Raw genomic sequence first — 22,964 nt, forward strand, 5'->3', positions numbered from 1 at the left:
AAAGGGATGACACGAATGTGACGGGTCGCACTGCCGTCGGCCTGCGTGTGGGCCTCTCCTATTTCGGTGAGCGCGGCTCTCTATTTCCGCTGGGCGCGGCCTTTGGCGAAATGGCTGGCGAGGAAATCCGCCAGCACCTCGACGCGGGCGGGGCGCGGGCCGCCGGGCGGGGTGACGAGATGCACGGCGCCTTCGGGCTGCTTCCAGCCTTTCAGGATCACTTCGACCTCGCCGCGCGCGATCGCCTCGCCGACGATGAAGTCGGGCAAATCGGCGATGCCGAGGCCGGCGAGCAGCGCGGGCATCACGGCCTCGCCATTGTTGACCCGCAATTGGCCGGAGGGACGCACGCTCGCCTGTTCGCCCGACGCATTGGTGTAGTGCCAGGCGCCTTGGGTCGAGAGATAGGCGTAGCCGAAGCATTTGTGCTCGGCGAGATGCATTGGATGGGTCGGCCGGCCGTGGCGCTTCAGATAGGACGGCGCCGCCACCGTATAGCGCGGCATGCCGCACAGCCGCCGCGCGATCAGTGAGGAATCCGGCAGCCGCGCGATGCGCAGGCCGGCATCAAAGCCTTCGCCGATCAGATCGACCGTGGCGTCGCTCAGATGCAGATCGATCGCGACCTCCGGATAGGCCTCCATGAATTCCGGCAGCAGCGGCGCCACGGTCTTGATGCCAAAACTCATCGGCACCGCGAGCCGCACCAGGCCGCGCGGCGTGGTCGACTGCGCCAGCGCCTCGTTCTCGGCGGCCTCGCCGTCGGCCAGCAGCCGCGCGGCGCGCTCCGACAATTTCTGACCGGCATCGGTCAGCGCCAGCCGCCGCGAGGTGCGGTTGAACAGCCGCGCGCCGAGCCGCTCCTCCAGCCGGCTGACCGCCTTCGACACCGTCGCCTTGGACAGCGAGAGCTCGGTCGCCGCCGCCGCAAACGACCGTAATTCCACGACTTTTGCGAAGATCGCGAGCGCCTCGAAGTCCGGCAGTTTCGACATGGGCCGTTGTCCTGATCGCTCAATTTGGAAACAATGAGTTTCGATAGTTTCTATTTCTATACCACAGCCGGAGGCATATCCAAGTGCCATCAAATTCAATCGGTGGAGAAATCCAATGACCAAGAAGCTCTCGGGCAAGGTTGCACTCGTCACGGGCGGTTCACGCGGCATCGGCGCGGCCAGCGCCCGCGCACTCGCCGCGGAAGGTGCCAGCGTCGCGATCAGCTACGTCGCGTCTCCCGAAAAGGCGGAAGCCGTCGTCGCCGAGTTGAAGGGCAAGGGCGTCAATGCCCGCGCCTACAAGGCCGATCAGGCCTCGTCATCCGATGTCGATCAGCTGGTGAAGACCGTCGCCAAGGATTTTGGCCGGCTCGACATCCTCGTCAACAACGCCGGTGTCGCATCGGGCGGTGCGGTCGACGATCCGAAGGCCGACACCGCGACACTCGCCCGCCAGGAGGCCATCAACGTCGACGGCGTCATCACCGCGATCCGCACCGCCTCGAAGCTGATGGGTGAAGGCGGCCGCATCGTCACGGTCGGTTCGATGCTCGCCGATCGCGCCTCGTTCCCGGGGCTTGCCGACTACGTCGCCAGCAAGGCGGCCGTCGTCGGCTACACCAAGGGCGCGGCGCGCGACCTCGGACCGCGCGGCATCACCGTCAACGTGGTGCAGCCGGGCTCGATCGACACCGACATGAACCCGAAGGACGGCGGCGAGTTTGCCGAGACGCAACGCTTGCAGCACGCGCTGCAGCGCTTCGGCCGCCCGGAGGAAGTCGCGGCGGGCGTCGTGTTCCTGGCAAGCCCGGAAGCCTCCTTCGTGACCGGCACCGTGCTCAACGTCGACGGCGGCTTCGGCGCCTGATCGCAATCAACGCCGGGCGTAGACGCCCGGCGACCGTGCAACATCTAAATCAAGGGGAAATCACCATGATCGAACTCAGACCATTCGCAGAGCTCGGCGGTGCGGACCATGGCTGGCTGAAGGCCAAGCACCACTTCTCGTTCGCGAGCTACTACGATCCCGCCAATGTCAGCCATGGCGCGCTGCGGGTGTGGAACGACGACGAGATCGCGCCGAACTCCGGCTTCCCGGCGCATCCGCATGCCAACATGGAGATCATCACCTATGTTCGCGAAGGCGCGATCACGCACCAGGACTCGCTCGGCAACAAGGGACGCACCGAAGCCGGCGACGTGCAGGTGATGAGCGCCGGCAGCGGCATCCGTCACTCCGAGTACAATCTGGAGCCGTCCAAGACCAAGATCTTCCAGATCTGGATCGAGCCGACGACGAAGGGCGGTCACCCGACCTGGGGCTCGAAGCCGTTCCCGAAGGCGGACCGCTCGGGCAAGCTCGTCACCATCGCCTCCGGCATCGACGGCGACAACGACGCGCTGCCGATCCGCGCCGATGCGCGGGTGCTCGCCACCACGCTGAGGGCCGGCGAGAGCGCGGAATACGCCGCCGACAAGGCCCGCCACCTCTATCTGGTGCCGGCGGCCGGCAGCATCGAGGTCAACGGTGTGCGCGTCAATGCGCGCGACGGCGCCGCGATCCGCGATGAAGCCAAGCTGAAGATCACCGCGCTCGAGGACGCCGAGCTCGTGCTCGTCGACGCGGCGTAGTCAAAACCTCCACTCGTCATGCCCGGGCAAAAGCGCGAAGCGCGTCTTCAAGCAGAAGCCCGGGCATCCATCGAGCTTCGCAAGGGTTCTTTCGAGGTCGATGGATTGCCGGGTCAAGCCCGGCAATGACGGCCCCAAAACCAACTCCCCTACCTCAACCCCCAAAGGAGGCCATCATGGCCAAGGTTCTCGTCCTCTATTACTCCGCCTACGGTCACATCGAAGCGATGGCCAATGCCGTCGCGGAAGGCGCGCGCGAAGCCGGCGCCACCGTCGATATCAAGCGCGTGCCCGAGCTCGTGCCGGCCGAAGTCGCCAAGGCGTCGTACTACAAGCTTGACCAGCCCGCGCCGATCGCCAAGATCGACGACCTCCCCAATTACGATGCCATCATCGTCGGCACCGGCACCCGCTTCGGCCGCATGGCTTCGCAGATGGCCAACTTCCTCGACCAGGCCGGCGGGCTCTGGGCCCGGGGCGCGCTGAACGGCAAGGTCGGCGGCGCCTTCACCTCGAGCGCGACCCAGCATGGCGGCCAGGAGACCACGCTGTTCTCGATCATCACCAACCTCTTGCATTTCGGCATGACGGTGGTCGGCCTGAACTACGGCTTCGCCGGACAGATGAAGCTCGACGAAGTCACCGGCGGCGCACCGTACGGCGCCACCACGATCACCGGCGGCGACGGCAGCCGCCAGCCCAGCGAGAACGAGCTCGCCGGCGCCCGCTATCAGGGCCGCGCGATCGCGGAAGCCGCCAGGAAACTGCACGGCTAACCTGCGCGGCCGGGTTTCACGTCCGGCTGGATACGTGCGCGACAGGGCGGCGCTCAGTGACGATTGCCGCCCTCTCCCCTGCAACAGTTCCCGAGGTCATCGGGACTATTTTCGTGGTATGCCGCAAGGCTCCTTGTCGGCGCAGCCCTGAGGTTTGCCATGACCAACACACGGAAGACCCGCTGGCCGGAACTGCCGACGGCGGCGTGGCGCGACAGCTGTGCCACGCTCCAGCTCTTCACCCAGATCGCCGGCAAGATCCGGCTGACGAAATCGCCCTGGCTCAACCACTCCTGGCACGTCACGCTCTATGCCACGGCGCGCGGGCTGACGACCTCGCCGATCCCCGATGGCGACCGCACGTTCCAAATCGACTTCGATTTCATCGATCACGTGCTCCGCATCTCGACCAGCGACGGTGCCGAACGGCAATTCGCGCTGGCCAGTCAATCGGTCGCGAGCTTCTACGCGGCGATCATGACCCATCTGAAGGAGCTCGCAATCGACGTCGCCATCGACGAGATACCGAACGAAGTCGCCGACCCGATCCCGTTTTCGCAGGATGCGCAGCATGCCTCGTACGACGCGGATGGCGTGCGCCGGTTTCACCAGATTCTCGTGAACTGCGATCGCGTGTTCAAGCAATTCCGGACCGGCTTTCTCGGCAAGGCGAGCCCGGTGCATTTTTTCTGGGGCAGCTTCGATCTCGCGGTGACGCGCTTCTCAGGCAGGACGGCACCGCGGCACCCCGGCGGCGTGCCCCATTTGCCCGACGAGGTGGCGCACGAGGCCTATTCGCACGAGGTCAGCAGCGCCGGCTTCTGGCCGGGCGGCGGCGCCATCGACTATCCCGCATTCTATTCCTACGCCTATCCGGAACCCGCGGGCTATCGCAGCACGCCGGTGCGACCCGACGCGGCATTCTTCAGCGAGACACTCGGCGAATTCATCCTGCCCTACGACGCGGTGCGGATGGCTGCGGACCCGGATATGGCGCTGCTCGAATTCCTGCAATCGAGCTATGAGGCCGCGGCCATCAACGCCAACTGGGACCGTGCTGCGCTGGAATGCGCACCGGGCCAGCCGGGTGTGGTCAGAGGGGTCTGACGCCGGCGCGCCGTATAAACGGCTCAGTCGTCTTCGCGCGAGGGTGTCGCCTTGCCGAGCAGCCGAAGCGATGACGCAGCATGCCGTTGGCGAGATGCAGGATCTGGGCGCGGCGGATGTCGTCGTTCACATAGGAGATCGTCATCGAGATGTTGACGGTATCGAGGGTTCTCGACGCGGTGCGGCGCATTGAGCGGCCAGTTCAGCATCTGGCCGGGTTCGAGATCGATCACCTGCGCATACCAGTCGTACCAGGGCTCATAGGGGATATCGACCTCGACGTCGAACAGCGCGATGTTCTCGAGATGCTCGGGCCGGATGAACAGCTGCGTGCTGGGATAGATGTAGACCCGCTTGCGGCCGGCGATCTGGACCAAGCCCTGCCCGGGCAGATCGGCGTGGTAATAGACCTGTGCATCGGGCGACGAAATCAGGATGCCGGCCTGATGGGTCGGCGCATCGAAACCGGGAACCTTGGCTGCGATCTCGCCGAACATCCGCTCGATCATGTCGCGGTAGCGGCGATCGATCGCGGTGATGTTGCGCAGGTTCAGCCACAGGCCACCGCGCGAAATCGCCTCGATCACCTGATGGCCGCGCAGCCTGCCGATCTCGCCCTCGCGCCAGACCCGGCTCGATCCCTTGGCGCCGGTCTTGACCAGGCTGTAATGCTCGCGCGGATGGTGCTCGATCAGCTTGGCGAGATCGTCCATCGAGAACGTCGGCTGCTTGTGCATGGTGTGCTCGAGCCGGATCGGCTGATGGCTCCAGAGCCTGGAATGGTTGTCATCCCAATTCGCAAAGGTCTTGCCCGTCGTCATCGTCGCGCTCCCGGCTGCGCCGTTTCGCTTCATCCGATGTCCCGTTCCGGGACGAGCTGGCAACTCTTGGGCAGGGATTGGCAAGAACGGTGCCGTCGCGTATGCGCGCGGGGTTACGCAAAGCTAATGTCTCGCCGATATGGCTAACCGCGACGTATCCGGAGCCGGCCGCCGTGGCCGACAGCACTGAATGACTGAACCACCCCGATATCGCGCGCTGTTTCTCGGCGCCGGGCCGCGGATGCACTGCGGCGTCGGGCAATCCACCCGCCTGCTGCAGGAGACGATCGACAAGCTCGAGCCCGGCGCTGGCGCGGCGTTAACCCTGACCCAGACCGACGGCCGGATCGGCGAGATCTGGCGCGCGGTCGGCAGCGCGGACAGCGTGGTCTGCAACTTCCCGATCGTGGCCTGGAAGCGCGTGATCGCACGCCCGTTGCTCGCGCTGCTGTTTGCCCGGCTGCGGCGTCGCAACGTTATCTTGATTCAACACGAATGGCGTCGTTCTCAACGAACTCCAGCTGACTGTCGCCAGTCGGCAACTCGACAGGCAGTATGCGTGAGCGACGCGCCAGCCGCGCCGCGTTCTGCGTCGCTGCTGCAACACCGATCACGAGTTGATCATCCAATGGCCCGGCTATCGTCGATCCCCGTCATCATCATCGCCGCCGCATCCATTCTGCTGTCCGTCGCCGCGCGGGCCTGCCCTGCCCTGACCGAAGGCGTCCCGGCGGACCGGATCAAGGCCCTGTCGCGCGGTGTCAACGCCGACGGCTGGATTGTCGATCCGCGGTCGGCGCCGCCGCGCGGCCTGCTGCTCGAACTGCGCAAGGCCGGCCTGACCCACATCCGGCTGCCGGTGCCTGCCGACTTCGTCATGCCGCGCTTCGCCACGAAAGCGGAGATCGACAGCCGGCTGCAAACCGTCGATGCCGCACTGAAGACCCTGCTCGCACTCGGCTATGCCGTGTCGATCGACCTGCATTCGGGCCAGCACTTCAACGCGCTTCACAAGGACGATCCGCCCGGCGCGATGGCTGAAATGAGGAGCGCCTGGACCGCGCTCGCGCGGGTCATGCAGCGCTATCCCTCCGATCGGGTCTTTGCGGAACTGCTGAACGAGCCGGAGGTCGACGCCGCGCAGTGGCAAGGCGAGGTTAGGGAGCTGGCCGGTTTCATTCGCCAATTGCTGCCGCAGACCACGCTGATCACGGGTCCGGTCAATTGGCAGCGTGCGGACTCGCTGCCGGGCTTCGCGCCGCTCGACGATCCGAATGTCGTCTATGCCATCCACTTCTACGATCCGATGGTGTTCACCCATCAGGCCCATTGGGATCGGAGCGAGCCGCTTCACGACGTCGTCGGACTGCCCTATCCGATCCGCGCCGACGATCCGAAGGTTCAACAGTTGCGGAAGCAGCTGACCGCGCTGGACAGGCCCAAGGCGCTTGCGATGGTCGACCGCGCCATCCCCGACCGCGGCATCGATAAATGGCTCGAGCCCGCGGCTGCCTGGCAGCGGCAATATTCCCGTCCGATCATCATCAACGAGTTCGGGGTGCTCAAGGCCGGCGCACCGCGCGACAGCCGGTTGCGCTGGCTCGCCGGCGTCACCGCCTACGCCCGGCAGCAGTGCTGGGGCTGGACCCATTGGGAGATGTCGCAGGGCTTCGGCCTGGCCGACGCCGTCACCGGCAAGGCCGACCGCGACGTGTTGAGGGCGCTGCTCGGGACGCGGTGACCGATCTGGTTAACCGGTTCTTACACAATGCGCGGCTAGATCGACGATGCGGGTGTGGCACGCCACCCATCCGGTCATTTAGGTCAGAGCCTGTGCGAGCAGACATAGCCCCGCGGCCGCTGTTGGCCGGCGACCTCGTTCCTGCGCTCGGCATCGCCGTGGCATCGATCGCTTTTGCGCCGATCATGCAGGCGGCCAATGCAGGGCTCGCGATCGTCGTCGAAGGCCTGGTCGGCTGCGCCATCGTGCTCGCGGCGCCCGCCTATGCGCCGTCGATCGCCGTCTTCATCATCTTCTTCCAGAATCTGTTCGTCTCGATCCTGTCGTCCTACATCACGACCGAGCAGGAGATGGATTTCGTCAAGGGCTACAATTTCCTGATCTGCGCGGTCATGTGGCTGGTCACGCTGGCGCTGTACATGCTGCGCGAGCGCAAGCATTCACCCGAGATCGACCGGATCATGAATTGGGGGCTGATGACCCTCGCGGTCGTGGGAGCCTATTTCCTGCTCGGCGCCACGCAGGACGCGCATGCGGCCCTCGTCTATCTGCGCAACATCGCGTTTCCGCTGTTTCTGTTTCAGCTCTCGCTGCTGACGGCCGCGACCTTCGAGATCCGCATCACGCCGTTCCTGGTGACCGTCGCCACGCTGCTGATCGTTTGCGGCTATGTCGAATTGCTGTTTCGCGATTTCTGGCTCGAAATCACCAACGGCTACACGTTCTGGCACTTCGACGAACTCAAGGCGACCCGCTCCGGAGCCTGGGAAGCCGAAATGCGCCAAACCGGCAATGTCCCGGTCGATCTGATCGACCGCTTCCGCTTCAGCTTTCTCAACAGCCCGTTGTTCGAGGATCTCGGACTGTCGTCGATTTTGCGCATCTTCGGACCGAATATGAGCCCGATCAGCTTCGGCTACGGGATCGCCTTCTCCATCCTGTTCCTGTTCGCGGTCGGATATCGCTGGCTGGCGCTGGTCGCGATCCCGCTGCTGATCCTCTGCAGCGTGAAAGGCGCGCTCATCCTGGTCATCTTCGTGGCCCTGGCCTGGACGGCGACCTGGCTGCTCGGCGCCACCATCACCCTTGCCGTCGCACTCGTCGGACTCGTGCTCTATGCCATCGCGGCGATCTACATCGGACTCCAGATCGGCGACTTTCACGTGATCGGCTTCATGGGCGGCTGGGACGGATTCCTGCACAACCCGATCGGTCGTGGCCTCGGCGTCGGTGGCAATCTCTCTGAAGGCTACTTCTCGATCGACTGGAACGCCGCGCAAGCGGCCGGCACGATGGACGGCGCGGTGGAGAGCGCCGTCGGCGTCTTGCTCTACCAAATGGGGATCGGCGCAGTGGTGCCGCTTGGCTTCTTCTTTGCGGTGGCGCTGAAGGCCTGGCGCCTCTACGCCTCGTCCGGAATTCTCATCCAGGGACTCGCTGCGTTCGGCACGATGGTCGTGCTGGTGAACGGCATCTTCCAGGAAGAGGCGCTGTTTGCGCCGCCGGCGCTCGGGCTGTTGCTGTGCCTGACCGGGCTCGTGATCGGTCATCATTTGCGCACGCAAGACGACGATCTAAAGGCCTCCGGCGGATAGCACATGACACGCGATCAAGCCCGGCCGCGGCGCGACCGGGCTCTCCTCGGCCTGCGTTGTCAGAGCGGCTTGATCTGCACCTTGCGGAACTTGACCACGCCGGAACCATACTGGAGCGCGATGTAGCCGCTGGCGTGCTTGGAATCCTGCGCGTCGACGGTTTTCTGGCCGTTCAGCGTCACGACGAAATGCGGTCCCTGCGCCGTGATCTCGTAGACGTTCCACTTGCCGGCCGCCTTCGGCATCGGATCGACCTTGCCGACGTCGACGATCGCGCCGGTGCCGTAGGTCGGATCGGGCCGCTTGTCGAAGATGTTGACCTCGTAGCAGACCTTGGAGTCGATCACCTTGTTGCCTTCGCAGCGGATGAAGACGCCGCTGTTGGCGTCTTCGTCGGTCCAGAACTCCGCCCGGATCTGGAAATCCTTGTATTGGGTCTTGCTGACGAGATAGGAGAGATCCTTGCCGTCGAGCTTGTCGGCGACCAGCGCGCCGTCCTTCATCGCCCAATTGGCCTTGCCGACCTCGTCCCAGTCGCCCTTCCTGGAGCTGTCGAGCAGCGTGACCCAGCCGTCATCGCCCGATGCGGCGGTTGAAAATTGCAGCGCGGCCGCACCGATCACAAGTCCCGCCGCCAAGATCGACAGATGCTTCTTCAAGGTTATCCTCCCGTCTTTTGGTTGGCGCGCAACCTATCATCGTCTGCAGCGGCGTAAATGCGTTTTTCATATTGCAACTGCGTTGTGTCACGGCCCGATGCCGCAATCTTGAGAGCAGACATGCGCGAGCGCGTCTTGTCCGGCGCAAGCGAGAGCGATTAGCATCACGCGACATACGGGCGCGGCAGTCGCCCGAACGAACTGACCTGGGAGAACACGATGACGGCGTCGAACCGGTCTTGGCGATACCTGATGATGCCGCTGGCCCTTGCCGGCACGCTGAGCGTCAGCTCCGCGGCAGAACTCAATCCGGCCGCCGTCACCTACAAGCTGCCGGACCAGATTTCCATGGAGCCCGGTCGACGCGCGCGGCGCGCAGAATGCCGTGGTGGTCGGCGATCCCTCGAAGCCCGGCTTCTACATGGTCTACACCAAGTGGACCAAGGGCAATCACTTCAGCCGTCCGCACTTCCATCCCAACGACCGGTACATCGTGGTGCTGAAGGGCACCTGGTGGGTCGGCTCGGGCCCGAAATTCGATCCCGATCACGGCACCGTGGCGATGCCGGCGGGAAGCTTCGTCACCCATTTCGGCAAGCAGGTGCACTGGGACGGCGCCAAGGACGAAGACGCCGTGCTGCTGATCATGGGCGAAGGCCCGGCCACCGCCACCGAGGTGGAACAGAAGTAGCCGCGTTGCGCGAAGTGGGGGCGATGCTATCATCACGGCCCAACGAAGGGCCTCCGATGCATCCCGCCGCCAAGCTGCAATTTGCCCGCATCGCCGACGAGTTCGCGCGATGGCGCGCCATTGCCGAAGCGGAACGGCCGCCGGCGCCGGCGTGGTGGTGGGGACCGGCATTCGAGATGCGCGATGCCGCCGAACCGCTGCCCTCCACCTTGTCCCGTCGGTTCCGCCTGCCCGACGGGGCGAGCTTTGCGGAGGCGTCGGCGGCGCTGCGCCAGACCTTGGCCGGCCAGGCGATACCGTCCTGGCCGTATGATTTCTCGCGCTTGATCGCATCCACCGATTCCGACGTCCGCGACCTGCCCGTGCAGCCGTCAGACGACAGCGCGTTTCCGCCCTAGATCCGACCCGGCCTCACCGATCGCCTCGTCGTCCAGCGACGGCTGCAACGGCGGCGACGTCAGCACCGGCGACGTCTTCAACAGCTCGGCGAGATCGCGCGGCGGCAACGGCCGGCTGAACAGGAAGCCCTGCATCTCGTCGCAGGCATGCGCGCGCAGGAACTCCTGCTGCTCGGAGGTCTCGACGCCCTCGGCCACGATCGTCATGCCGAGCGCCTTGCCCATGCTGATGATCGCCTGCGCGATCGCGACGTCCTCGGAATCATCGGGCAGGTCGCGCACGAAGGAGCGATCGATCTTGATGGTGTCGATCGGGAACTGCTTCATCAGCGACATCGACGAATAGCCGGTGCCGAAATCGTCGATCGCCAGGCGAATGCCCCGGTTCTGGATCGCGTCGAGCACGCGGACCGCGCGCGTCACGTTGCGCATCACCATGCTCTCGGTGACCTCGAGCTGCAGCAGCGCCGGCGACATGCCGCTCGCCGCCAGCGCCTCGTCGATGTCGTCGAGCAGGTTCGGATCGCCGAACTGCCGCGGCGAGAGGTTGACCGCCATCGTCACCGCCTTGAGGCCGCGGTGCTGCCAAGCCATGTTCTGCGCGCAGGCTTCCTTCAGCACCCAGCGGCCGATCGGCACGATCAGCCCGATCTCCTCGGCGAGCGGAATGAACTGCCCCGGCGAGACCTTGCCGAGCTCGGGATGGGTCCAGCGCAGCAGCGCTTCGACGCCGCTGATCTGGCCGCTCGCCATGTCGACCTTGGGCTGATACTCGAGCGAGAACTGGTCTCGCTCCAGCGCGCGGCGCAGTGCGCTCTCCATCGTCAGGCGCTCGATCGACTGCGCCCTCACCTCGTTGGAGAAGAAGCGGAAGCCGTTCTTGCCGTCCTCCTTGGCGAAATACATCGCCATGTCGGCATTCTTGGTGAGCGTCTGCACGTCGGAGCCGTCGGTCGGATAGGTCGCAATTCCGATCGAGGCCGTGGTGTGGCACTCGTGCCCGCTGAGCTGCATCGGTTGGCTCAGTGCGACCAGGAGGTCGCCGGCGATGCGCTCGACGTCGTGACGTTCGGCGGCGTCCTCCAGGATCACCACGAACTCGTCGCCGCCGAGCCGCGCCACCACGTCGCTCGCGCGCAACGATCCGCGCAGCCGCTCGGCGATCGCCACCAGCAGCATGTCGCCGGCGTCGTGGCCGAGCGAATCGTTGATCACCTTGAAGCGGTCGAGATCGATGAACAGCACCGCGAGCTGCCGGCGATGGCGGTCCGCCGCCGAGATCGCGTGACGCAGCATCTCGTTGAAGGTTTCGCGGTTCGGCAGATTGGTCAGGCTGTCATGCGAGGCGAGATATTCGATCCGCTCGTCCGCCTTGTGCTTCTCGTCGGCGCGATCGAAGCTTTCGAGCGCAAACGCCAGATTGTCGGCGAGCCGCTGCAACAGCTCGGCGAATTCCGGCTTGAACGTATCCTTCTCGATCGCGACGAAGATCATGACGCCGACGACCTCCCCGCTGACGATCAGCGGAAACGAGGCACCGGACTGCGTTCCATCGCGGCGCGCGCGCTCATGGAACGCCGCGGTACCGGTATCGGCGAAATAGTCGTTGATGATGCAGGCCTTGCCCGACCGGAACGCCCTGCCGCAGGCGCCACGTCCCTCGGGGTGCGCCTCGCTGGTCGAGAGCGTCACCTGGCTCGCGCCGTCGGCTGCCGGGCCTGCGATCGCGACAATGCGGAGATAGTCGCTGCCGGGCTGTGCCAGCGCGATGGTGGTCGAGGTGAATTTGCCGCCGGTTGCTGCCGCCTCGCAGACCAGTTGGTAGAGCTCGGCGCGGGACTTCGCCCGCATGATCGCCTCGTTGGTCGCGCTCAGCGCCGCGAACATCCGCGACAGCCGCTCCTTCTGCTCGTCGGCCCGGGCCTTCTCGTCGGCGCGGTCGAAATTAGCCAGCGCGAACGACACGTTCTCGGTAAGCCGCTGCAGCAGCGCCATCATCTCCGGACTGAAAGTGTTGAACTCGCCGGAGAGGAACACCAGCGCGCCGAACGCCTCGCCGTTCTTGAGCAGCGGCAGGGCGGCGCCGGACTTGCTACCGCTGTCGCGCACGGCCGGATAGACATGCGACTCGGGGCCGAAGTCGCTGAGATAATCGTTGCTGATGCAGGGCCTGCGGGTGCGGATCGCAACGCCGGTCAGCGTCTGTCCCTCCGGACGCGTCGCGTCGGCCGACAACTGGACTTCGCGGGCCCGTACCCGGTCGGGGCCGGAAGCAGCCACGTTCTCCAGGAAGGCCTCGCCCGGCCGCACCAGCCTGATGGTGGCCGAGACGAACTGACCGCCGACCGCCGCGGCATCGCAGACCAGATCGAACAGCTCGCCGCGGGACTTCGCCCGCATGATGGCCTCGTTGGTCGCGCTCAGCGCCACGAACATCCGCCTCAGCCGCTCCTTCTGCTCCTCGGTGCGCGCCTTCTCGTCGGCGCGATCGAAACTGCCGAGCGCATAGGCGACATTGTCGGCGAGCCGCTGCAGCAGCTCGGCGAACTCGGCCGAGAAGGTGTTGCGCTTGGCGGAGATGAACAGCATCACGCCGACGGGCTCGTCGTCGACGATCAACGGAAACGCCGCGCCCGATCGCGCATCCTCGCGGTCGATGATATCGCGGAACGGGTTGTTGGCGACGTCGCCGAGAAAATCGTTGTCGATGCAGGCGCGCCGGGAGCGGAACGCCCTGCCGCAAACACCGCGCCCTTCGGGACGCGCCTCGCTGCGCGAGACGTTGAGGCGGCGCGCATTCTCGGCGGTCGGCCCCGCCACCGCCATCATCTCCAGGAAGTAGTCACCGGGCTTTGCGATCAGGATACTGGTGGAGTTGAACCCGCCGCCATGCGCCGCCGCGGCGCAGACCAGCTCGAACATCTCGAGCCGTGACCGCGCGCGCATGATCGCCTCGTTGGTCGCGCTCAGCGCCGCGAACATCCGCGACAGCCGCTCGCGTTCGGCATCGGCCTTGGCCTTCTCGGTGGCGCGTCCGAACGTGTCGAGCGCAACCGAGACGTTCTCGGCGATGCCCGCCAGCAGCGCGATGATCTCTTCGTCGCGGGCCCAGGAATTGCCGATGAAGAAGATCAGGACGCCGATGCTCCTGCCGAACCGGGTGAGCGGCAGCGCGACGCAGGCCATCAGACCGCTCTCACCGGCTTGCGCCTGCGAGGCGCCCGTTGAGATGGGAATGTCGTGCTCGATACACGGCCGTTTGGTCCGGAACGCCTCGCCGCAGATCCCCTTGCCGTAGAGATTGTCCGGGTCGGTCGAAAAGCGCGTCTGGGTGATCAAGTCGAGCGCCTCGCCAGTGCCGGCGACGGGCTCGAGCCAGTGCGTGTCGGGCTCGGCCAGCAGCACCACCGTGGCGAAGGATTTTCCGCTGAACACCGCGGCGTCGCACACCCGCTGATAGAGATCGTGCTCGGTCTTGGCGCGAAGGATCGCCTCATTGGTTGCGCTGATAGCGCCGAACATGCGGTTAAGCCGGCGCATCGCCCGCTCGCCGCTCTTGCGCGACGCCTCATGGTCGAAATTGTCGAGCGCAAAGGACACGTTCGCCGCAATGCGCTGCAGCAGCGACACGATCTCCTCACCGAGCGAGTCGACCTCGCGCCGGGTCACCATGAAGACGCCGACGCTGCGCCCGTTGCAGACCAGCGGCATCGCCGCCGCCGCACCGACGCCGGCCGCCGCGAGGCCGCTGCGCCAGGCCGCTGAACGGGCGTCGTTGACATAGTCGTTGCTGACGCTGGCGCTCTGATCGCGGAACGCCCGCCCGGCGACGCCCTCCCCTTCCGGAATGTTGGCGAGGGTAGAGATGCTGATGCTGCGCAGACGCGCGACATCGTCGCCGCAACCGGCGGCGAATGTCAGCCGACCGGTATCCGGCTCCAGCAAAAAGACGGTCGTAGCCAGGAAGCTCCCGCTCGAGAACGCGGCTTCGCAGACCTTTCCGTACAATTCTTCTGGTGATTTCGCGTACAGGATCGCTTCGTTGGTGGCATTCAACGCCGCGAATGTACGCCCGATGCTCGACTGCACGATCCCTGAAGGCCCCAGGGCCACCCCCTTCAATCTGCCGGGGAACAATGCCCGCGAGAGGCCTAAGTGATGGTTAGTGTATCCGGCAAGTTGTGAGACAAAGTAAACGGCTGACGAATGCCGGAGGCCGTTTTCCGGGATATTACGGACGCCGGTGTGCCAGGCTGAGGCGGAGGGCCGGAGCACCGGATAGCCGCCTGGCTTGCACCGCCGGAGCAGCCAAATTCCGCAGCGCGACCGCGCCCGTTCCATTCAGTGAAATCCTGACCGGGAGCACCCTGCTGGCGGTATGGCGGACCGGATTTTCCGCCCCTTGCTCGGCGGGCTGCGCTTTGAGAGCATGACGCCGACAACAGCAAGCAAGACCCGCGCATCACGCGGGCGGACCGCGAGGAAAATCCGATGCCGATCGTCCAGGCCGACCGTCTCACGCGCATCGGCGCGGCGCTACTCCGGGGCGCCGGCGCATCGGAGGAGGAGGCCAATGCGGTTGCCTCCGGCTGCGTCAACGCCAACCTCGCCGGCCACGACTCCCACGGCGTGATCGCGATCCCGACCTATATCGACCGCATCAAGGCCGGCCATATCGTCCCGGGCGCGAAATGGACCGTGGTGCAGGAGACGCCGACCACGACCGTGATCGACGGTCATTGGGGGTTCGGCTTCCACGTCAACGCCAAGGCGATGGAGATGACCATCAACAAGGCGAAGACCGCCAATGTCGCGGCCTGCACCGTGTTCCGGCAGAGCCATGTCGGCCGGCTGGCGCATTACCCGCTGATGGCGATGCGTGAGGGCATGATCGGGATCGCCGCCGCGGATTCCGGCCGCTCGCCGAAACATGTCGCGCCGTTCGGCGGCCGCGAGGCCAGGCTCGGCACCAATCCGCTCTCGATCGCGGTGCCCTCCGATCTCGAGGCGCCGTTCTATCTGGACATGGCGACCTCGGCGGTCGCGGCTGGCAAGATCCAGCTCGCGGTGGCGCGTGGCGAAAGCATCCCAAAGGGCTGGATCATCGACGCCGAAGGGCGCGACACCACTGACCCTGCGGACTACCGCAAGGGCGGCGCGCTGCTGCCGCTCGGCGGCAGCGAGGGCTACAAGGGCTCGGGCCTTGCCGCGATGGTCGAGGTGCTGTGCGGCCTGCTGACCGGCCTCGGCTTCGGGGGTCGAGCCGACCGGCCGTCACAACGACGGCTGCTTCATGGCGGTGTTCAACGTCGCCGCGTTCCGTCCCTTGCAGGACTTCAGACGCGAAGTCGCCGACTTCGCCCGCTACCTGAAATCGACGCCGCCCTCGGAAGGGAGCCGCGGCGTGTTCTATCCGGGCGAGATCGAATATCTGCGCGAAGTCGAACGGCGCAAGAACGGCATCGAGATCGAGGATGCGACCTGGGACAAGCTCAAGGTGCTCGCCGCCGACTACAAGCTCACCGACGACCTCGATCTTCGCTGACGCATTCAGGTACAGGAGAACGGCATGACACGGCAAATGGCGCTGGTTGGCTTTTTGCAGGCGCAGAACTGCACCAATCTGCCGAGCTCCTGGCGTCACCCGGAGTCGCGCGACGATTCGATGTCGGCGGACTACTATCAGGAGATCGCGCGCATCCTGGAGCGCGGCAAGTTCCACATGGCGTTCTTCGACGATCGCCTCGCGATGCCCGACCGCTACGGCAACGATCACGCCCACACCGTCGAATACGGCATTCGCTGCGTGAAGATGGACCCGATCGTGGTGCTGACCACGATGGGCATGGTCACCACCAGGCTCGGCCTCGCCTCGACCGCGTCCACCACCTATTTCGAGCCGTTCGACGTCGCCCGCCGCTTCGCCACGCTTGACTTGATGACGGGTGGCCGCGCCGCCTGGAACGTGGTGACGTCGGTGAATGACGGCGAGGCGCTCAACATGGGCCGCGCGCAGCATCTCGAGCACGATCTCCGCTACGACCGTGCCGACGAGTTCATGGAGGTGGTGCTCGGCCACTGGGACGCCTGGGAAGACGGCGCGCTGATCATCGACAAGACATCCGGCCGCTTCGCCGATCCGGCCAAGGTGAAACGACTCGATCACAAGGGCGCGTTCTTCACCTCGCGTGGCCCGTTCACGGTGCCGCGTTCGGCGCAGGGCCATCCCGTCGTGATCCAAGCCGGCGCCTCCGGGCGCGGCCAGCGCTTTGCCGGGCGCTGGGGCGAGGTGATCTTCACCGCGGCGCGCAATCTCGCCAATGCCAAGCAGGGCTATGACGCGATCCGGGGCGAAGCCGCCAAGGCCGGACGCGATCCCGACCAGATGTTCCTCTGCAATCTGATCACGCCGGTCACCGGCGCGACCAAGGCCGAGGCCGAGGACCGGATGGCCGTGATCCAGAAGCTGCCGCTCGAGATCGACGCGCTGTCGCTGCTCGCCGAAGGCCTCAACTTCGATTTCGGCGCCAAACCGATCGACGAACCGTTGACCACCGAAGAGCTGCAGGGCATGCAAGGCATGCTCGGCATCCGCGACGGCGTGCTGCGCACCTCCGGCAAGACCAATCCCTCGACCCGCGACTTCATCACCTTCTCCGGCCGCGGCCAGGTGCAGGACGCGATGGTCGGCGGCCCGAAGGAGATCGCCGACCGGCTGGAGGAAATGTTCGAAGGCCGCGGCTGCGACGGCTTCGTCATCGCGGCGAGCTATGTGCCGGGCTCCTACGCCGACTTCGTCGATCACGTGGTGCCCGAGCTGCAGAAGCGCGGCCTGTTCCACAAGGACTACGCCGGCACGACGCTGCGGGAAAATCTCGGACTGAAGCGCCCGGCTGCCGGCGCCTGGAAGACCCGCGCGCAGGCTGCGGAATAGAAGGACATCATCATGCGCTGGCTGAAATTCACCGCCGCGGGTACTACGTCTTGGGGCCTCGTCGAGGGCGACACCGTCACCACCGTGAACGGCGATCCATTCGGTGAATGGAGCAAGACGGCGAAGACCCACGCCTTGAAGGACGTCAAGATCGAGCTGCCGCTGATCCCGCGCACCTTCTACTGCGTCGGGCTGAACTATCTGAAGCATCTCAAGGAAGCCGCCGACAAGGCCGGCACGGTGCCGAACGTGCCTGATCGTCCCGAGATCGGCTACCGCGCGCAGAACGCGCTGATCGCCCATGACGAGAATGTCGTGATCCCGGCGAGTGCGACCGAGAATATCCATTACGAGGGCGAACTGGTCGTCGTGATCGGCAAGAAGGCCAAGCACCTGACCGAAGCCAATGCGCTGGACTGCGTGTTCGGCTACACGATCGGCAACGACGTCTCCGAGCGCAGCTGGCAGAAGGCCGACCGCGGGCTGTGGCGCGCCAAGAACGCCGACACGTTCAAGCCGATGGGCCCGTGGATCGAGACCGATGTCGATCTCGACCGCGTGGAGACCGCAATCCGCGTCAACGGCAAGGAGACCGGCCGCTTCCGCACCAACGAGATGATCTTCGGCATCGTGCCCTTCCTGGTCGAGCTTTCGAAATACTTCACGCTGTCGCCCGGCGACGTGATCTGGATGGGCACCGACGGCGCCTCGCCGGACCTGAAGGACGGTGACGTGGTGGAGATCGACATCACAGGCATCGGGACATTGCGGAACAGGTTCGTGAAGGAGAAGGTGTGAGGGCTGGCACTCCGGTAGACCGTCATCCTGAGGCGCTCGCGAAGCGAGCCTCGAAGGATCGACGGCCGCCAGCCGGGCCGTGCATCCTTCGAGGCTCGCTCCGCTCGCACCTCAGGATGACGGTGATAGAGTTGGTCGCGCGTCCCTCCAATTGTCGTCCCGGCGAAAGCCGGGACCCATATGTGGACGGCCCCCGTGGCACAAGAGCTTTCTGGGATTGATCGGATCGCTTGCATCCATATGTCCGGCCTGTTGAGTGCGATCGAATGGATCGCTGGCCAAGATGGTTTGCGCGATGCGAGTTCCAAACAACCACGCGACCTGTTGACGGCCGATGGGTCCCACGGATTGTCTCGCATCGTTGCTCGATCGATCGCTCCATCTGCTCTTGCAGCTCCGGGTCGGCTGACGAGCGAGCCCGCCAGCCGGCCAATCTGTTAAGCGGTACCCGTCGTCGCGGCATTCAGCCGTGCGGCGTCATAACTCTCACCCGTCACCATCAGCTTCCAGACGATGCGCGCCACCTTGTTGGCGAGCGCTACGGCCGCAAGCTTCGGCGGCTTACGCTTGATCAGCGCCAGCAGCCAGCGCGAGTGATGACCGCGCCCCCGCCTGGCCTGCTGGATCACCGCCGTGGCCCCGACGACCAGCAGACGGCGCAGGTCCTCATCGCCCGCCCGGGTAATCTTGCCGAGCCTGGTCTTGCCTGCGGTGGAATGGTCCTTGGGTGTCAATCCCAGCCAAGCCGCAAAGTGACGACCGGAGCGGAACGCGCCCGGATCAGGTGTCTTCATCACCAGCATCGTTGCAATGATCGGACCGACCGAGGGGATCTGAGCCAGGCGCCGGCCCGTGGCATCGCCGCGGTGCCAGGCCATCAGCCTGGCCTCAACCACCTCCAACTCGCCCTCGAGCCTGACGCACTCCCGGCCCAGCACGACAAACAGCTCGCGCGCCAGAGCGGGAAGCGTCTCGTCCTGCGCGATCCGCGCCAGCAGTGGTTCGATCGCCTCCAGTCCCTTGGGCGCGATCAGGCCATACTCCGCCGCATGGCCGCGGATCGTGTTGGTCAATTGGGTGCGCCGGGCGATCAGTCCGTCGCGGACCCCCATCAGCATCAGCGCAGCCTGCTGCTCGGCCGTCTTCACCGGCACAAAGCGCATGCTCGGCCGGCTCATCGCCTCACACAGGCCTTCTGCATCACGCCCGTCATTCTTGTTCCGCATCACGTAGGGCTTCACCAATTGCGGCGCCATCAGCTTCACCTCATGGCCCAGCCTGGAAAGCTCGCGCGCCCAATATTGCGACGCCCCGCAGGCCTCCATCCCGATCACCGTCGGCGGCAATTTGGCGAAGAACTCCAGCACGAGTTTGCGCGAAAGCTTCTTGCGTAAGACCGGCTGCTCGGACGCATCAACCCCATGCAGCACAAAAATATGCTTCGACGTATCCATCCCAATACGGATAATCTCTCTCACGGACGGTCTCCTTGTCTGAGATTTACAACAACCTCATTCTGGCACACTGATGCCGTAGGGGGCCGTCCACACCATCAACCACCGCCTTGTGTGATGGAATTCGCTGGGGCCACAGCGTCGCACGACAACTGTACCCTGTGGTTATGGGTCCCGAGTCGCACTGCGCTTGCCCGGGACGACAGCGAGTTTGTTGAGCGGGTCGTGAGTCACACGTCCGCACTCTCGCGACATTGCCCGTCGGGCCATGGTGACGTCATCACACCACCACTTTAACGTGACAGAAACAACAGAACCGCAATAACGTGCGCGCCGCTCGCACCCACCAGGCAAGGCAACCATGCCGCTTTCACGCCGAACGTTGCTTCAAGGCTCGCTGCTATCAGCCGCAGGGATCGCCTGCAGGCCGTCGCCGGCGCTTGCCGACCCGCCCGCGGAGCTTCCGACATCGGAGCAACGCAAGCAGATGGCGGGCCTCGCCGCCGACTTCATGAAGGAGTATGACGTCCCCGGTCTTTCCATCGCGGTTTCGATCACGGGAAAGCCGGCTTATGTGGAGGCGTTCGGCGTTGCGGATCGGGAGAGCGGCGAAGCGTTGACGCCGCAGCACCGCTTCCGGATCGCGAGCATATCGAAGCCGGTGACCTCGACCGGGATCTTCACCCTCGTCGAAGCGGGCAAATTGCGGCTCAGCGATTACGTGTTCGGCGCCAACTCCATTCTCGGTCAGGACTATCCGACGACGCCAACCCTGCAAAGCCTGAGGCCGTTGGGCTCATCCCGCTCGCCTGTCGAGCAGATCACGATCGAGCATCTGCTGACCCACACCACCGGGACCTGGGGCAACCAGTATCGCGATCCGATGTTCATGAACCCGGACTTAAAGCATCGCGAGCTGATCAACTGGACGCTGGAGCACATGCCGCTCACCAGTCCGCCGGGTGAGTCCTATGCCTATTCGAACTTCGGCTATTGCATCCTCGGGCGCGTGATCGAGCAGCTCAGCGGCCGGAGCTACGGGCAATACATCAAGGACGCAGTCCTGAAGCGATGCGGCATCACCGACATGCAGATTGCCGGCAATACGCTGCGCGAGCGGGCCAGCAATGAGGTCAAATACTATAGCCAGGCCGGCGGCGATCCGTACCGGATGAACGTCGCCCGGATGGATTCGCACGGCGGCTGGATTGCGACGCCGAGCGATTTGACGACGCTGTTCGTCCATATCGACGGCTTCAAGGACACCGAACAGCTGCTGACCGACGACAGCCTCCGCATCATGAGCACGCCCAGCGCCATCAACCCCCGCTATGCCAAGGGCCTGTTCATCACCGCCAACAACAATTGGTGGCACAGCGGCCTGCTCGACGGAACGACGACGATCTCGGTCCGAACCAACGGAGACTTCTGCTGGTCCGCGTTCACCAATACCAGGTCGCGGGACGGCATGACCCGCGCGCTCGACCTGCTGGTCTGGCACATGGTCAAGACGGTGCCTGACTGGCAGCCGCAGAAGCGGGCGTAGCCCTCGCCGTCATTCCCGGTGCGCAATTGCGCACCTGCGGGCAGCCCGAAGGGCTGAGCCGGAATCCATTGAGCTGCAAGGCAAGTGGTGAAATGGATTCCGGGCTCGCGCTGCGCGCGCCCCGGAATGATGCGCCGGGAGAACGGTGCGCAATCCCGTGGGCATGCCGCCTGATCGAAGGCCGCAAATCCGCGTCAAGTTTAGCGGCGTAGGATGGGTAGAGCGAAGCGAAACCCATCAATTTCGAATCCGCGGCACAATGATGGGTATCGCTTCGTCCTACACTTAGTTCAGCGCGCCGTCGCCGACCTGCTCTTCACATGGTCGATGAAGGCGCGCAGCTTCGGCATGATCTGGCGGTGGCCGGGATAGTAGAGAAATACGCCGGGCGTTGTCGTCGCGAATGGCTCCAGCACGCGCACGAGTTTTTTCTCCTTCACGGCGCCGGCGACCAGCGGCGCGGGCACTTGCGCCAGTCCCACGCCTTCAATGGCGGCGCCGACCAGCGTTGGGAAATCATGGCCTATGAAGGAGCCGGAGACGGCAAGCTCGATCGAACGGCCGTTGTCGTTCAGCGACCACGGCGCGAGCCCGCCATTCGATCGCCGCAACCTCAAGCACGCGTGTTCGCGCAGATCGTCCGGACGTTTGGGCCGGCCGCGGCGCGCGAGATAGTCCGGGCTGCCGACGATAGCGAACGGGAACGGCTTGGTCAGACGCACCGCGATCATATCCGGGTTGATGAACTGGCCCATCCGGATGCCGGCATCGAAACCGCCGGCCGCAAGGTCGACCAGCTCTTCGCTGGCGGCGAGCTCGACCTCGATCTCGGGATAGGCCTTGCAGAATGAGGCGATCAGCGGCTCCAGCAGGATCGGCACCACCGAGCGCGGCACGGTGAGACGCAACAGGCCGGCAGGCTTCTGACCGAGTTCGCGCGCGGCGCCGCTTGCGGCGACCAGCTCCTCGAACGCGGGCCTGGCACGCGCCAGGAATCGTTCGCCGGCCTCGGTGAGGCCGACGCTGCGGGTGGTGCGGATGAACAGCACGGCGCCGAGGCGCGCCTCGAGCGCGCGCACCGCCTGGCTGATCGCCGACGGCGTCACCGCGAGCTCGGTCGCCGCGCGACGAAAGCTGCGGTGCTGGGCGACGCTGAGGAACGCCTCCACGCCGTCGAGTGCGCCCTGCCTGACTGTGAAGTTCTGCTTCATGGCCCGTCAACATTATCGCGAATAGTCGCGCGCGGGAAGCCGCCCTACATCGGAGCCACAGGCAGCAGCACCGCGACGCGCGCTGCTCCACGCGACATCACGACATCAGTCGTGAACGGAGACCTGCGACCGATGAAAACAATCCGTCACACCCTCCTTGCCCTCACCCTCACCTCGACAGGCTTAACCTCCATGACCGCACCCTCTCTTGCCCAGGCTCAAACACAGGGCCAAACACAGGCTCAAGCCCCCTCCACTATCACCACCGGCGTGATGGTCATCCTGACCGTCAAGGCCGGCGTCACCCGCGAACAGGTGATGGCCGTGATGCCGGATGAAATCCGGCAGACCGTGCAGCTCTATCTCAGCGGCAAGGTTCGCGAATGGTATTCGCGGTCCGACGGGCGCGGGGTCGTCTTGCTGCTCGATGCCAAGGATACATCCGAGGCGCACGCGATCATGGAAGGGCTGCCGCTGTCCAAGCTTGATGTCATGGACCACGACTACATCGCGGTCGGCCCGCTGCTGCCGCTGCGCCTGCTGGTCGGCAAGCCTTAAGCGCCAAGCCCTGAGCGCCTTGCCGAGGCCGGACCTGATCGCCGGGTC

19 protein-coding genes and 1 pseudogene are annotated in these 22,964 nt (G+C 65.1%); 13 read left to right on the top strand and 7 right to left on the bottom strand.

The genetic code is table 11. The annotated features are described in order from the left end of the window. Positions 1-80: 80 nt before the first annotated feature. Positions 81-995 carry a LysR family transcriptional regulator gene (locus ACVWW1_RS24260; RefSeq protein ID WP_456657676.1) on the bottom strand — a complete coding sequence of 305 codons (915 nt, stop codon included), beginning with the start codon at positions 993-995 and terminating at the stop codon, positions 81-83. Positions 996-1,110: 115 nt separating this feature from the next. Here ACVWW1_RS24260 and ACVWW1_RS24265 point away from each other — a divergent pair, with 115 nt between their 5' ends. The 4 genes from ACVWW1_RS24265 to ACVWW1_RS24280 all read left to right on the top strand — a co-directional run bounded on the left by ACVWW1_RS24265 (position 1,111) and on the right by ACVWW1_RS24280 (position 4,510). Next, positions 1,111-1,863: an SDR family NAD(P)-dependent oxidoreductase gene (locus ACVWW1_RS24265; RefSeq protein ID WP_456657677.1), complete on the top strand. Its 753-nt coding sequence runs from the start codon at positions 1,111-1,113 to the stop codon at positions 1,861-1,863. A 65-nt stretch (positions 1,864-1,928) separates the two neighbouring features. Further along, positions 1,929-2,627 (top strand): pirin family protein, encoded by a 699-nt coding sequence (locus ACVWW1_RS24270; RefSeq protein ID WP_342709370.1) that lies wholly within the window; start codon positions 1,929-1,931, stop codon positions 2,625-2,627. A gap of 176 nt (positions 2,628-2,803) precedes the next feature. Then, positions 2,804-3,403, top strand: a complete 600-nt coding sequence (gene wrbA, locus ACVWW1_RS24275) for an NAD(P)H:quinone oxidoreductase (RefSeq protein ID WP_456657678.1) — start codon at positions 2,804-2,806, stop codon at positions 3,401-3,403. 159 nt (positions 3,404-3,562) lie between these two features. Then, on the top strand, positions 3,563-4,510 hold the full coding sequence (locus ACVWW1_RS24280) for a DUF5996 family protein (protein WP_456657679.1): 948 nt from the start codon (positions 3,563-3,565) through the stop codon (positions 4,508-4,510). A gap of 23 nt (positions 4,511-4,533) precedes the next feature. Here ACVWW1_RS24280 and ACVWW1_RS24285 read toward each other — a convergent pair whose 3' ends face one another. Beyond that, positions 4,534-5,331 carry a hypothetical protein gene (locus ACVWW1_RS24285; protein WP_456657680.1) on the bottom strand — a complete coding sequence of 266 codons (798 nt, stop codon included), beginning with the start codon at positions 5,329-5,331 and terminating at the stop codon, positions 4,534-4,536. 190 nt (positions 5,332-5,521) lie between these two features. Here ACVWW1_RS24285 and ACVWW1_RS24290 point away from each other — a divergent pair, with 190 nt between their 5' ends. Both ACVWW1_RS24290 and ACVWW1_RS24295 read left to right on the top strand, forming a co-directional pair. Next, positions 5,522-7,072 carry a glycoside hydrolase family 5 protein gene (locus ACVWW1_RS24290; RefSeq protein WP_456657681.1) on the top strand — a complete coding sequence of 517 codons (1,551 nt, stop codon included), beginning with the start codon at positions 5,522-5,524 and terminating at the stop codon, positions 7,070-7,072. Positions 7,073-7,164: 92 nt separating this feature from the next. Then, the gene (locus ACVWW1_RS24295) at positions 7,165-8,667 is read left to right on the top strand and encodes a hypothetical protein (RefSeq protein WP_456657682.1); all 1,503 of its coding nucleotides are present in this window, start codon (positions 7,165-7,167) and stop codon (positions 8,665-8,667) included. 59 nt (positions 8,668-8,726) lie between these two features. On the opposite strand, the gene ACVWW1_RS24300 is transcribed toward ACVWW1_RS24295, so the two are convergent. Together ACVWW1_RS24300 and ACVWW1_RS24305 are read right to left on the bottom strand one after the other, a co-directional pair. After that, a complete protein-coding gene (locus ACVWW1_RS24300; RefSeq protein WP_456657683.1) occupies positions 8,727-9,326 on the bottom strand; it encodes a 3-keto-disaccharide hydrolase in 600 nt (199 codons plus the stop codon). Positions 9,327-9,490: 164 nt separating this feature from the next. Continuing rightward, entirely contained in the window at positions 9,491-9,634 is a 144-nt protein-coding gene (locus ACVWW1_RS24305) for a hypothetical protein (RefSeq protein WP_456657684.1), read from the bottom strand. Between the two features lie 77 nt (positions 9,635-9,711). Between ACVWW1_RS24305 and ACVWW1_RS24310 the strand changes: the two genes are divergently transcribed. Together ACVWW1_RS24310 and ACVWW1_RS24315 are read left to right on the top strand one after the other, a co-directional pair. Then, positions 9,712-10,017, top strand: a complete 306-nt coding sequence (locus ACVWW1_RS24310; protein WP_456657685.1) for a cupin domain-containing protein — start codon at positions 9,712-9,714, stop codon at positions 10,015-10,017. 56 nt (positions 10,018-10,073) lie between these two features. Beyond that, entirely contained in the window at positions 10,074-10,415 is a 342-nt protein-coding gene (locus ACVWW1_RS24315) for a hypothetical protein (protein WP_456657686.1), read from the top strand. Here the strand turns inward: ACVWW1_RS24315 and ACVWW1_RS24320 are convergent. Continuing rightward, positions 10,389-14,504: a bifunctional diguanylate cyclase/phosphodiesterase gene (locus ACVWW1_RS24320; protein WP_456657687.1), complete on the bottom strand. Its 4,116-nt coding sequence runs from the start codon at positions 14,502-14,504 to the stop codon at positions 10,389-10,391. The two genes, ACVWW1_RS24315 and ACVWW1_RS24320, sit on opposite strands and share 27 nt — an antisense overlap. A gap of 402 nt (positions 14,505-14,906) precedes the next feature. Between ACVWW1_RS24320 and ACVWW1_RS24325 the strand changes: the two are divergent. From ACVWW1_RS24325 to ACVWW1_RS24335, 3 genes and pseudogenes are all read left to right on the top strand, one after another. Next, positions 14,907-15,960, top strand: a pseudogene (locus ACVWW1_RS24325) (Ldh family oxidoreductase). A gap of 24 nt (positions 15,961-15,984) precedes the next feature. Then, entirely contained in the window at positions 15,985-17,349 is a 1,365-nt protein-coding gene (locus tag ACVWW1_RS24330) for an LLM class flavin-dependent oxidoreductase (RefSeq protein WP_456657688.1), read from the top strand. A 12-nt stretch (positions 17,350-17,361) separates the two neighbouring features. After that, complete coding sequence (locus tag ACVWW1_RS24335; protein ID WP_456657689.1) at positions 17,362-18,147, top strand: fumarylacetoacetate hydrolase family protein; 786 nt, start codon at positions 17,362-17,364, stop codon at positions 18,145-18,147. Positions 18,148-18,584: 437 nt separating this feature from the next. Here the strand turns inward: ACVWW1_RS24335 and ACVWW1_RS24340 are convergent, their stop codons facing one another. Then, positions 18,585-19,625 carry an IS110 family RNA-guided transposase gene (locus ACVWW1_RS24340; protein WP_456655417.1) on the bottom strand — a complete coding sequence of 347 codons (1,041 nt, stop codon included), beginning with the start codon at positions 19,623-19,625 and terminating at the stop codon, positions 18,585-18,587. A 337-nt stretch (positions 19,626-19,962) separates the two neighbouring features. On the opposite strand from ACVWW1_RS24340, the gene ACVWW1_RS24345 reads away from it, so the two are divergent. Beyond that, on the top strand, positions 19,963-21,147 hold the full coding sequence (locus tag ACVWW1_RS24345) for a serine hydrolase domain-containing protein (RefSeq protein WP_456657690.1): 1,185 nt from the start codon (positions 19,963-19,965) through the stop codon (positions 21,145-21,147). Positions 21,148-21,437: 290 nt separating this feature from the next. Here the strand turns inward: ACVWW1_RS24345 and ACVWW1_RS24350 are convergent, their stop codons facing one another. Next, positions 21,438-22,358, bottom strand: a complete 921-nt coding sequence (locus ACVWW1_RS24350; RefSeq protein ID WP_456657691.1) for a LysR family transcriptional regulator — start codon at positions 22,356-22,358, stop codon at positions 21,438-21,440. Between the two features lie 132 nt (positions 22,359-22,490). Here ACVWW1_RS24350 and ACVWW1_RS24355 point away from each other — a divergent pair, with 132 nt between their 5' ends. Further along, entirely contained in the window at positions 22,491-22,916 is a 426-nt protein-coding gene (locus tag ACVWW1_RS24355; RefSeq protein ID WP_456657692.1) for a hypothetical protein, read from the top strand. The last annotated feature ends 48 nt before the right edge of the window (positions 22,917-22,964 follow it).

It is taken from the genome of Bradyrhizobium sp. JR3.5 (genome assembly GCF_054057015.1).

Excerpts from the sequence above, each read along its gene's own strand:
- ACVWW1_RS24315 (WP_456657686.1), top strand. The coding sequence starts at position 10,074 with ATGCATCCCGCCGCCAAGCTGCAATTTGCCCGCATCGCCGACGAGTTC.
- ACVWW1_RS24270 (WP_342709370.1), top strand. The coding sequence starts at position 1,929 with ATGATCGAACTCAGACCATTCGCAGAGCTCGGCGGTGCGGACCATGGC.
- ACVWW1_RS24355 (WP_456657692.1), top strand. The coding sequence starts at position 22,491 with ATGAAAACAATCCGTCACACCCTCCTTGCCCTCACCCTCACCTCGACA.
- ACVWW1_RS24330 (WP_456657688.1), top strand. The coding sequence starts at position 15,985 with ATGACACGGCAAATGGCGCTGGTTGGCTTTTTGCAGGCGCAGAACTGC.
- ACVWW1_RS24260 (WP_456657676.1), bottom strand. The coding sequence starts at position 995 with ATGTCGAAACTGCCGGACTTCGAGGCGCTCGCGATCTTCGCAAAAGTC.
- ACVWW1_RS24335 (WP_456657689.1), top strand. The coding sequence starts at position 17,362 with ATGCGCTGGCTGAAATTCACCGCCGCGGGTACTACGTCTTGGGGCCTC.
- ACVWW1_RS24280 (WP_456657679.1), top strand. The coding sequence starts at position 3,563 with ATGACCAACACACGGAAGACCCGCTGGCCGGAACTGCCGACGGCGGCG.
- ACVWW1_RS24285 (WP_456657680.1), bottom strand. The coding sequence starts at position 5,331 with ATGACGACGGGCAAGACCTTTGCGAATTGGGATGACAACCATTCCAGG.
- ACVWW1_RS24350 (WP_456657691.1), bottom strand. The coding sequence starts at position 22,358 with ATGAAGCAGAACTTCACAGTCAGGCAGGGCGCACTCGACGGCGTGGAG.
- ACVWW1_RS24290 (WP_456657681.1), top strand. The coding sequence starts at position 5,522 with ATGACTGAACCACCCCGATATCGCGCGCTGTTTCTCGGCGCCGGGCCG.
- wrbA (WP_456657678.1), top strand. The coding sequence starts at position 2,804 with ATGGCCAAGGTTCTCGTCCTCTATTACTCCGCCTACGGTCACATCGAA.
- ACVWW1_RS24265 (WP_456657677.1), top strand. The coding sequence starts at position 1,111 with ATGACCAAGAAGCTCTCGGGCAAGGTTGCACTCGTCACGGGCGGTTCA.
- ACVWW1_RS24345 (WP_456657690.1), top strand. The coding sequence starts at position 19,963 with ATGCCGCTTTCACGCCGAACGTTGCTTCAAGGCTCGCTGCTATCAGCC.